Raw genomic sequence first — 9152 nt, 5'->3', positions numbered from 1 at the left:
CGGCCCCGTGCTCACCGCACGGGGCCGGCGGACCGGGCTGCGGCCGCTACAGGGCGGCGCTGCGGTGGTCCGGGTCGTGGACCTCGCCGACCAGCTCCTCCAGGACGTCCTCCAGGGCGACCAGGCCGAGCTGACGGCCGTCGGCGTCGACGACGGCGGCCAGGTGGGCGGCGGCCCGGCGCATGGCGCCGAGGGCGTCGTCCAGCGGCAGTCCGGCGCGCAGCTCGGGGATCGGGCGGCGCAGCCGCTCGGGCATCGCCGCGTCCGGGTCGTCCAGGTCGAGGACGTCCTTGACGTGCAGGTAGCCGAGCACGGTGCCGACGGCGTCGGCCACCGGGAAGCGGGAGAAGCCGGTGCGGACGGCGAGCCGTTCGACCTCCCGGGCGCTCACCCCGACCGGGACGGTCACCAGCTGGTCGGGCTTCAGCAGCACCTCGGTGACCGGCCGCTCGCCGAGCTCCAGGGCGTCCTCCAGCCGCTCCTGGCGCTGTTCGTCGAGCAGTCCGGCGTCGGCGGAGTCGGCCAGCAGGTGCAGCAGCTGCTCGCTGTTGAAGACCGACTCGACCTCGTCCTTGGCGTCGACCTTGAACAGCCGCAGGATGGCGTTGGCGAAGGCGTTCAGGAAGGCGATGAACGGGCGGAGGATCCGGGCGAGGCGGTCGAGCGGCGGGCCGAGCCAGAGCGCGGCCTTCTCCGGGCCGGCGAGGGCGATGTTCTTGGGCACCATCTCGCCGACCACCATGTGCAGGAACACCACGACGGCGAGCGAGACCGCGTAGCTGAGCAGGTGCATCAGCGACTCGGGCACGCCGACCGCGTGGAAGGGGCCGTGCAGCAGGTGGGCGATGGTCGGCTCGGCGAGGGCACCGAGGCCCAGCGAGCAGACGGTGATGCCGAGCTGGGCGGCGGCGAGCATCGCGGAGACGTTCGACAGTGCGTGCAGCACGGTGCGGGCGCGCCGGTTGCCGGACTCGGCGAGCGGCTCGATCTGGCTGCGGCGCACCGAGATGACGGCGAACTCGGCGCCGACGAAGAACGCGTTGCCGAGCAGCAGCAGGATCGCTGCGGCCAGTTGGAGCGCGGTCATCGGTCCTTCCCCCCGTCCTTGCCGTCCTCGCCCGCGAGGTCGGGGTCGGTCCGCTGGATCCGGACGCGGCCGGTGCGGTGCCGGTCGACGGCGAGCACGGTGAAGCGCCAGCCGGGCAGTTCGGCGGTGTCGCCGACGGCGGGCAGTTTGCCGAGCAGGTCGGCGAGCAGGCCGCCGAGGGTCTCGTAGGGGCCCTCCGGGGCCTGCAGGCCGATGATCTCCAGCTGGCCGGTCCGGGTGAGGCCGTCGGCCTCCCAGACGGGCAGGCCGTTCTCCGGCGGCATCGGCCGCAGGTCGGGCTCGTCGGCGGGGTCGTGCTCGTCCTGCACCTCGCCGACGATCTCCTCGACGATGTCCTCGACGGTGACGACGCCGGCGGTGCCGCCGTACTCGTCGACCACGACGGCCATCGGCTGCTGGCGGCGCAGCCGGTCGAGCAGTTGCTCGGCGGGCAGGGTCTCGGGGACGAGCAGCGGCGGGGAGGCGAGGTGGGCGACGCGGGTGTGGCCGCGGCGGTCCTCGGGGACGGCGAGCGCGTCCTTGAGCGTGACGGTGCCGGTGATCTCGTCCAGGTTGTGCACGTACACCGGGAAGCGGGACAGGCCGGTGGCGCGGACGAGGTTGACGACGTCGGCGGCGGTGGCGTCGTGGTGCAGGGCGACCACGTCGATCCGCGGGGTCATCACGGACTCGGCGGTGAGCCGGCCGAGGCCGAAGGTGCGCACGAACAGCGTCGCGGACTGCTGGTCTATGGCGCCCGCGCGGGCGGAGTGCCGGGCCAGGGCGACGAGTTCGGCGGGGGTGCGGGCGTGGCCCAGCTCCTCCTGCGGTTCGATGCCGAGCGCGCGGACCATCTTGTCCGCGGAGCCGTTCAGGAAGCTGATCAGCGGGCGGCAGGCGGCCGAGAAGGCGCGCTGCGGGCCGACGACGGCGTACGCGACCTGCAGCGGCCGGGAGATCGCCCAGTTCTTCGGGACGAGCTCGCCGATGACCATCTGCAGCACGGTGGCGCCGGTCATGCCGATCACGACGGCGGCGCCGCGGGCGGCGCCCTCGGACAGGCCGATCGCGGTGAACACCGGCGAGAGGATCACGGAGAGGGCGGGCTCGGCGAGCATGCCGACCACCAGGGAGGTGATGGTGATGCCGAGCTGGGCGCCGGAGAGCTGGAACGACAGGTGGCGCAGGGCCTTGGAGAGGCTGCGGGCCCGGAGGTCGCCGGACTTGGCGGCGCGTTCGACGGTGCCGCGCTCCACGGTCACGAAGGCGAACTCGGCGGCCACGAAGAGGCCGTTCGCGAGGATGAGCAGGAAGGCCGCGAGCAACAGCAGCCAGGCGGTGGTCATCGTGCCGCCTGCCTGCCGGGGGTCGGACGCAGGGCGGCGCAGGTACTACCGGACGGATCGTCCATGGATGGGGAGAGTCACTCCTCAGGTCGTTCGGGGGCGGCGGGCACTTTTGCCCCGGCTTTACCAGCCGTCACCAGCCTAGACGATACCGAACGAGTGTAGGGATCCTGCCTCCGCGGGCCGTCAGCGACGCGCCGTCCCGCGCTCGTCGACGAGGTCGCGCAGCGTCCGGGCGGCGGTGATCGCCTGCTCCCGGCCGGCGGCGGGCTGGATGCCGACCGCGGCGAGCGAGGTGCCGTCGGCGAGGTCGAGGATCACCCAGGGGTCGCCGGCCCGCAGGTTGACCCGGACGATCTCGGCCCAGGCGAGGCGGCGGCTGCGGACGAAGTTGACCACCGTGACGCCGTCCTCGTCGGCGCTCACCCGCGGCCGGGCGAGCATCAGGCCGACGGCGGCGAAGAGGAGTCCGCTGATCACCATCATGGCGCGGTCGTTGGTGTGCCAGTTCGCCGGGAGGATCACGGCGAGCACGGTGAACACGATCACCAGCACGGCGCAGAGCGGCAGCAGCACGAAGCGGTTGCGGCGCGGCGACCAGGTCACCGGCAGGACGGCGGCGGGGGTGGACAACGGGGTGGCTCCAGGAAGGCGCGGGGCGGGGGCCGGCCGGCCCCCGCCCCGGAGGATCGGTCAGAGGCGGCAGGCGTGGATGTTGGTGACCAGGATGGCGCGGGCGCCGATCGCCCACAGGTCGTCCATGATCCGCTGGGCCTCCTTGCGGAGCACCATGGACCGGACGGCCACCCAGCCCTCGGTGTGCAGCGGCGAGACGGTCGGCGACTCCAGGCCCGGGGTCAGCGCGACGGCCTCGCCCACCTTCTCGGCGCGGATGTCGTAGTCCATCAGCACGTACCGGCGGGCCACCAGGACGCCCTGGAGGCGGCGCAGGAACTGCTCGACGCCCGCGTCGTCGCCGGCGCCCTTGGGGCGGATCACCACGGAGTCGGAGACCAGGATCGGGTCGCCGAACACCTCCAGGCCGGCGTTGCGCAGGCTGGTGCCCGTCTCGACGACGTCCGCGATGACGTCGGCGACCCCGAGCTGGACGGCCGTCTCGACCGCGCCGTCCAGCTTGGTGACGGTGGCCTTCACCCCGCGCTCGGCGAGGTGCTGCTCCACCAGGCCGGTGTAGGAGGTGGCGATCCGCATGCCCTCCAGGCCCTGCACGTCCTCGACCTGCACGCCGACCGGGCGGGCGAAGCGGAAGGTGGAGCCGCCGAAGCCGAGGGCCAGCACCTCCTCGGCGTCCGCGCCGGAGTCCAGCAGCAGGTCGCGGCCGGTGATGCCGACGTCGAGCCGGCCGGAGCCGACGTACACGGCGATGTCCCGCGGCCGCAGGAAGAAGAACTCGACCTGGTTCTCCGGGTCGACCAGCACGAGTTCCTTCGGGTCCTTGCGCTGGCGGTAGCCGGCCTCATGCAGCATCTCCGCCGCGGGACCCGAGAGAGAACCCTTGTTGGGAACGGCGATGCGGAGCATGGGAGATGAGTCCTTCACTGTGGGAGGGATGGCTGACACGGTGCGGTCAGAGGTGGGCGTACACGTCGTCGAGCGTCAGCCCGCGGGCGATCATCATCACCTGAAGGTGGTAGAGGAGCTGGGAGATCTCCTCGGCCGTCTGCTCGTCCGACTGGAACTCGGCGGCCATCCAGACCTCGGCGGCCTCCTCGACGACCTTCTTGCCGATCGCATGGACGCCCTGCTGGACGAGCTGCGCGGTGCGGGAGGACGAGGGGTCGCCGGAGGCGGCCTTCTGCTGGAGCTCGGCGAAGAGCTCCTCGAATGTCTTCGAAGCCATGATGACCTCACCATACGGGGTGCGGGCTGACCGACGGTAAACGGTTCCGGACCGTGGACAGTCCGGTGGGACAATCCCCCGTTCTACCGCCAGGGCTCGCTGACGCCGCGCAGCGCCACGGCGGTGGCGACGGCCGCGGTGACCGCCTCGTGGCCCTTGTCCTCGGCCGAGTCGGGCAGGCCGGCGCGGTCCAGCGCCTGCTGCTCGTCGTCACAGGTCAGCACGCCGAAGCCGACCGGCACGCCGGTGTCCACCGCGACCTGGGTCAGGCCCATGGTGGCGGCCTCGCAGACGTAGTCGAAGTGCGGGGTGCCGCCGCGGATGACCACGCCGAGGGCGACCACGGCGTCGTAGCCGCGGCCGGCGAGGTGCTTGGCGGCGACCGGCAGCTCGAAGGTGCCGGGCACCCGCAGCACGGTCGGCTCCTCGATGCCGAGCTCCTTGAGGGCGCGGTGGGCGCCGTCCAGCAGGCCGTTCATCACCTGGTCGTGCCACTGCGCGGCGATCACCGCGACCCGCAGGTCGGCGCAGTTCTTGATGGTCAGCTCGGGGGCTCCGTGGCCGCTCACGTCGTACTTCCTCTGTCTCGAAGGCTGTGCTGGTGTGCGAAGGCTGTGGTGGTGCGGGGTGGCTCAGGAGTCGGCGTCGAGCCACGGCAGGTCGTGGCCCATCCGGTCCCGCTTGGTGCGCAGGTAGCGCTCGTTGTGCTCGCCGACCCGGACCTCGACGGGCAGCCGGCCCTTCACCTTCAGGCCGTGCTCGGTGAGCGCGTTCTGCTTGTGCGGGTTGTTGGTCAGCAGGGTGAGCGAGCGGACGCCGAGGTCGGCGAGCATCTGCGCGCCGATCGAGTAGTCCCGGGCGTCGGCGGGCAGGCCGAGGTCCAGGTTGGCGTCGACGGTGTCGCGGCCCTGCTCCTGCAGCTCGTAGGCGCGCAGCTTGTGGCTGAGGCCGATGCCGCGGCCCTCGTGCCCGCGCAGGTAGAGGACGACGCCGCGGCCGGCCTCGGCGACCTGGCGCAGCGAGGCCTGCAGCTGGGGGCCGCAGTCGCAGCGCAGCGAGCCGAGGACGTCGCCAGTGAGGCACTCGGAGTGCAGCCGGACGAGGACGTCCTCGCCCTCGGGGAGGCGGCCGTCGGCGTCGAGGCCGCCGGCGACCAGCGCGAGGTGCTCGACGCCGTCGATGGTGCCCTTGTAGCCGACGGCGGTGAAGTCGCCGTACTCGGTGGGCAGGGCGGTGACGGCGGCCCGGTCGACGTGCAGTTCGGTGCGGCGGCGGTAGGCGATCAGGTCCTCGATGGAGATGATCGCGAGGCCGTGCTCGCGGGCGAAGGCGACGAGTTCGGGCAGCCGGGCCATGGTGCCGTCGTCGTTGACGACCTCGGCGATGGCGCCGGCCGGGGTGAGGCCGGCAAGCCGGGCGAGGTCGACGGCGGCCTCGGTGTGGCCGGGCCGCACCAGCACGCCGCCGTCGACGGCGCGCAGCGGGAAGACGTGGCCGGGGCGGGTGAGGTCGGCGGCCTCGGTGCCGGTCGATGACAGCAGCCGGATGGTGCGGGCGCGGTCGGCGGCGGAGATGCCGGTGTCCACGCCGTCCCGGGCGTCGACGGAGATGCTGTAGGCGGTGCCCTTGCGGTCCTCGTTGACGGCTGTCATCGGGGGCAGCTTGAGCCGGTCGAGCTCCTCGCCGGTCATCGGGGCGCAGATGACGCCGGAGCTGTAGCGGATGGTGAAGGCGAGGAGTTCGGGGGTCGCGGCGGAGGCGGCGAAGACGATGTCGCCCTCGTTCTCGCGGTCCTCGTCGTCGACCACGATCACGGCGCGGCCGAGGGCGATGTCGGCGATGGCGCGCTCGACCGGGTCGAGGGCGAGCTCGTCGGGGTGCTGGATGGTCATGCCGTGACTCCCTGCGGGACGTTGGCGGTCGAGGGACGGGCCGTACGGGTGCTCAGCCACCAGGTCCGCAGGCCGAGCAGCACCAGCACGAAGTAGATGGCGAAGGTGAGGGCGGAGAAGACGTAGCCGTGGGTGTAGGAGTACGGGACGCCGATCAGGTCGACGGCGATCCAGGCGAACCAGAACTCCACCCGGCCGCGGGCCTGGGCGACCATCGCCGTCAGGGTGCCGACGAAGATGTAGGCGTCCAGCCAGGGGGCCCAGGACAGCTTCGGGAAGGCCATGAACAGGCCCGCCACGGCGGCGGTGCCGAGTGCGGCGCCGGCCACCAGCAGGGCGCGCTCGCGCCAGGAGGCGAACCGGACGGCGAGCGTGCCGCCGTCGCGCCGGCCGCGCTGCCACTGCGCCCAGCCCCAGGCCGCGGTCACGATGACGACCAGCTGCTTGCCGACCATGCCGGGGGCCTGCCCGCCGAGGAAGGCGGCGACGAGGACGGCGCCGGCCAGCAGCTGGACGGGCCAGCTGAGCACCGAGCGGCGCCAGCCGAGGGCGAGCGCGGCCAGGCCGAGCAGGTTGCCGATCATGTCGGCCCACTTCACCTGCTCGCCGAAGGCGGTGAAGGCGACCGAGGTCAGCGCGCTCACGAGGCGTCCTTCGCGAGGTGGTCGGGCAGGGTGCGGGTGTCGAGCAGCCGCTCGACGTACTTGGCGAGGACGTCCACCTCGAGGTTGACCGGGTCGCCGACGGCCTTGGTGCCGAGGGTGGTCAGTTCGAGGGTGGCGGGGATCAGCGAGACGCTGAAGGAGTCGAGGGCGGCGTCGACGACGGTCAGGCTGACGCCGTCGACGGTGATCGAGCCCTTCTCGACCAGGTACCGGGTGATGGACTGCGGCAGCGAGAAGCGCAGCACCTCCCAGCGGGGGTTGCCGTCGGCGTCGAGGTCGCCGGGGGCGCGGGAGAGCAGCTCGCCGGTGGCGTCGACGTGGCCCTGGACGAGGTGTCCGCCGAGCCGGGCGCCGAGCGCCATGGCCCGTTCCAGGTTGACCCGCGAGCCGGGCCGCAGGGCGCCGAGGCTGGAGCGGTGCAGCGTCTCGGCCATCACGTCGGCGCTGAACTCACCGGTCTCGGCGGCCAGTTCCTCGGGGCTGTCGACGACGGTCAGGCAGACGCCGTTGACCGCGATGGAGTCGCCGTGCTTCGCGCCGGAACGGACCACCGGGCCGCGCAGGCGGATACGCGAGGAGTCGCCGATCTCCTCGATGGAGACGACCTCGCCGAGCTCTTCGATGATGCCGGTGAACACCCGGGTTCTCCTCGCGCTTAGGGGCGCGGACTCCGGGGCGGCACGGGAGATGACGCGGACGGCACGACCGTAAGGGAACCCGCCTCCGGCACCGTCGCCGAAGAGAGCTCTCCTGCCCGATCTCCACGACCCGTCGCCGGGTCGTGGACCTGCTCGTCCGCCGCGCACGCCTCCCATCCGGACTTTAACCGTCGGTCCAGGAATTTCACCTGGTCAACCGGCCGCTGGCTGCGGACGGGTCGCGGACTGTAACCGCCGGTTCGGATTTTCACCGACCCCGGAGTGCGCTGAACGTCACTACTACTGCCGTCATTCTGCCATGATCGGCGCCGCAGCAGCAGGGGGTGGGTCTGTGGTCTGTTTCACTCGGCGACCGGCCGGTCACGGGAATAGCCCGCCCGGCCGCCGCGGCGGCGCCGGGCGCGCCCTCCGCCGGCCCTGAGGGCGCGTCAACGGCGGTGCCTCAGGGGCGGATCAGCGGCACCTCCTCGGCGTGCCGGCGCTGCTGCGCGGAGTCCCAGTCCCCGGTGCAGTAGACCGAGATCTCCGAGATCGCGCCGTCCCGGACGTCGGCGCGCATCAGTTCGCGGCAGTACCAGTGGTCGCCGCCGGCCTCCCAGCGCTCCTCGACCTCGATGGTGAAGCCGGTCCCCGTACGGTCGACCCGGCTGCGCGGCACGGTGCCGGTCGCCGGGTGACCGGCCCGGCGCAGCGCGGCCACGCCCTCGGAGCCGGTGGCCTGCAGGCGCCACTGCGGCACGGTCAGGTCGCAGAGGACGTCGGCGGTGAACAGGCCCTGCGGCGGCACGCCGGTCCGCAGGAAGTCCACCAGCAGGCCGGCGAGCCGGCGGACGGTCTCCTCGTCGGGGGCGGCGGCACGGGCGGTGGCGGCGGACGCGGTGGTGGTCATGGTGTCCTCCTCGGGGGCTGTGTCTGCCCCCGGGGCGTGAGATCGGACGGCACGGTGTGCGGTCCGCGCTCACAGCCGCCACCGCGGCGCCTGCTCGGGCCGGTACTCGCAGAAGGTGCCGGTGCGGACGGCCGCCTGCAGGTGCCGGCCGAGCTCCGGATGCACCGCGCCGATCCGGGACACCGCGGCACGGATCCGGGCGGTGACGGCCGTCCGGGCCCGCTCCGCCGCGGACCCGGTGCGGCGTGCCCGGCCGCCGAGCCCGTACGCGGCGGACAGCTGCCCGAGCAGCGCGTCCTGCTCGACGGCGAGCCGTGCGGAGCGTTCGGCGTCCCCCGCGGCGTCCGCCTCCTCGGTCTCCTCGGCGAGTTCGCGCAGCCGTCGGCGGTACGCGGCACGGGCCGTGGAGTCGATCAACTCGCCGGTGTCGGCCGGACGGTGGAGGCCGGCGTGGTCCGGGCCCGGCCGTCCGACCGCGGTGGCGAGGTCGAGGGCCGGCACCGGGGTGCCGGGGCGGGCGAGCAGCACCGCGAGGTCGCGCAGGCCCTTGCTGTCGGGCAGCCCGGCCTCGCGTCCGCCGTAGCGCAGCAGCCACCGGCCGCCGTCGAAGCGGAAGGCGGCCTCGGACGACTCCGCCTCCGGGGCCGGGGCGGGTGTCGGCCGGGATGCCCTTGTCGGTGTCGCTGTCGATGCTGGCGGAGGCGACGGCCTTGACGTCCTTGCCCTGCAGCAGCGCGACGGCGAGCTCGGCGG

General features: G+C 73.1%; 10 protein-coding genes, 1 pseudogene and 1 riboswitch. All 11 genes and pseudogenes read right to left on the bottom strand.

Annotated features, from left to right (window positions below; translation table 11 throughout):
- Nucleotides 1-46: 46 nt before the first annotated feature.
- A complete protein-coding gene (locus tag ABZ641_RS18250) occupies nucleotides 47-1087 on the bottom strand; it encodes a hemolysin family protein (protein ID WP_344626549.1) in 1041 nt (346 codons plus the stop codon).
- Complete coding sequence (locus tag ABZ641_RS18245) at nucleotides 1084-2433, bottom strand: hemolysin family protein (protein ID WP_344626550.1); 1350 nt, start codon at nucleotides 2431-2433, stop codon at nucleotides 1084-1086. Before ABZ641_RS18245 ends, ABZ641_RS18250 begins: the two co-directional genes overlap by 4 nt.
- 186 nt (nucleotides 2434-2619) lie before the next feature.
- The gene (locus ABZ641_RS18240) at nucleotides 2620-3066 is read right to left on the bottom strand and encodes a PH domain-containing protein (protein ID WP_344626551.1); all 447 of its coding nucleotides are present in this window, start codon (nucleotides 3064-3066) and stop codon (nucleotides 2620-2622) included.
- 60 nt (nucleotides 3067-3126) lie between these two features.
- The gene (gene hisG / locus ABZ641_RS18235; protein WP_344626552.1) at nucleotides 3127-3975 is read right to left on the bottom strand and encodes an ATP phosphoribosyltransferase; all 849 of its coding nucleotides are present in this window, start codon (nucleotides 3973-3975) and stop codon (nucleotides 3127-3129) included.
- A gap of 46 nt (nucleotides 3976-4021) precedes the next feature.
- Nucleotides 4022-4294, bottom strand: a complete 273-nt coding sequence (locus ABZ641_RS18230; RefSeq protein ID WP_100887339.1) for a phosphoribosyl-ATP diphosphatase — start codon at nucleotides 4292-4294, stop codon at nucleotides 4022-4024.
- 83 nt (nucleotides 4295-4377) lie between these two features.
- Complete coding sequence (gene ribH, locus ABZ641_RS18225; RefSeq protein WP_344626553.1) at nucleotides 4378-4863, bottom strand: 6,7-dimethyl-8-ribityllumazine synthase; 486 nt, start codon at nucleotides 4861-4863, stop codon at nucleotides 4378-4380.
- A gap of 63 nt (nucleotides 4864-4926) precedes the next feature.
- A complete protein-coding gene (locus ABZ641_RS18220; RefSeq protein ID WP_359982968.1) occupies nucleotides 4927-6186 on the bottom strand; it encodes a bifunctional 3,4-dihydroxy-2-butanone-4-phosphate synthase/GTP cyclohydrolase II in 1260 nt (419 codons plus the stop codon).
- Nucleotides 6183-6770 carry a nicotinamide mononucleotide transporter family protein gene (locus tag ABZ641_RS18215; RefSeq protein WP_344626560.1) on the bottom strand — a complete coding sequence of 196 codons (588 nt, stop codon included), beginning with the start codon at nucleotides 6768-6770 and terminating at the stop codon, nucleotides 6183-6185. The genes ABZ641_RS18220 and ABZ641_RS18215 overlap by 4 nt, the downstream gene beginning before the upstream one ends.
- 56 nt (nucleotides 6771-6826) lie before the next feature.
- Nucleotides 6827-7489, bottom strand: coding sequence for a riboflavin synthase (locus tag ABZ641_RS18210; RefSeq protein ID WP_344626555.1), 663 nt, complete (start codon nucleotides 7487-7489; stop codon nucleotides 6827-6829).
- A gap of 161 nt (nucleotides 7490-7650) precedes the next feature.
- Nucleotides 7651-7778: riboswitch (FMN riboswitch) on the bottom strand.
- Between the two features lie 174 nt (nucleotides 7779-7952).
- On the bottom strand, nucleotides 7953-8399 hold the full coding sequence (locus ABZ641_RS18205) for a hypothetical protein (RefSeq protein ID WP_359982965.1): 447 nt from the start codon (nucleotides 8397-8399) through the stop codon (nucleotides 7953-7955).
- 69 nt (nucleotides 8400-8468) lie between these two features.
- Nucleotides 8469-9152 (bottom strand): annotated as a pseudogene (locus ABZ641_RS18200) (ATPase); the annotation flags it as partial.

Origin of the sequence: Kitasatospora sp. NPDC007106, from assembly GCF_040634455.1 — a bacterium.
Lineage (GTDB): Bacteria > Actinomycetota > Actinomycetes > Streptomycetales > Streptomycetaceae > Kitasatospora > Kitasatospora arboriphila.
This window is presented reverse-complemented; position numbering and strand designations above follow the sequence as displayed.

What these genes read in the sequence shown, in the direction of transcription:
- ABZ641_RS18250 (WP_344626549.1), bottom strand. Translation starts at nt 1,087, where the DNA reads ATGACCGCGCTCCAACTGGCCGCAGCGATCCTGCTGCTGCTCGGCAAC.
- ABZ641_RS18245 (WP_344626550.1), bottom strand. Translation starts at nt 2,433, where the DNA reads ATGACCACCGCCTGGCTGCTGTTGCTCGCGGCCTTCCTGCTCATCCTC.
- hisG (WP_344626552.1), bottom strand. Translation starts at nt 3,975, where the DNA reads ATGCTCCGCATCGCCGTTCCCAACAAGGGTTCTCTCTCGGGTCCCGCG.
- ABZ641_RS18230 (WP_100887339.1), bottom strand. Translation starts at nt 4,294, where the DNA reads ATGGCTTCGAAGACATTCGAGGAGCTCTTCGCCGAGCTCCAGCAGAAG.
- ABZ641_RS18220 (WP_359982968.1), bottom strand. Translation starts at nt 6,186, where the DNA reads ATGACCATCCAGCACCCCGACGAGCTCGCCCTCGACCCGGTCGAGCGC.
- ABZ641_RS18215 (WP_344626560.1), bottom strand. Translation starts at nt 6,770, where the DNA reads ATGATCGGCAACCTGCTCGGCCTGGCCGCGCTCGCCCTCGGCTGGCGC.
- ABZ641_RS18205 (WP_359982965.1), bottom strand. Translation starts at nt 8,399, where the DNA reads ATGACCACCACCGCGTCCGCCGCCACCGCCCGTGCCGCCGCCCCCGAC.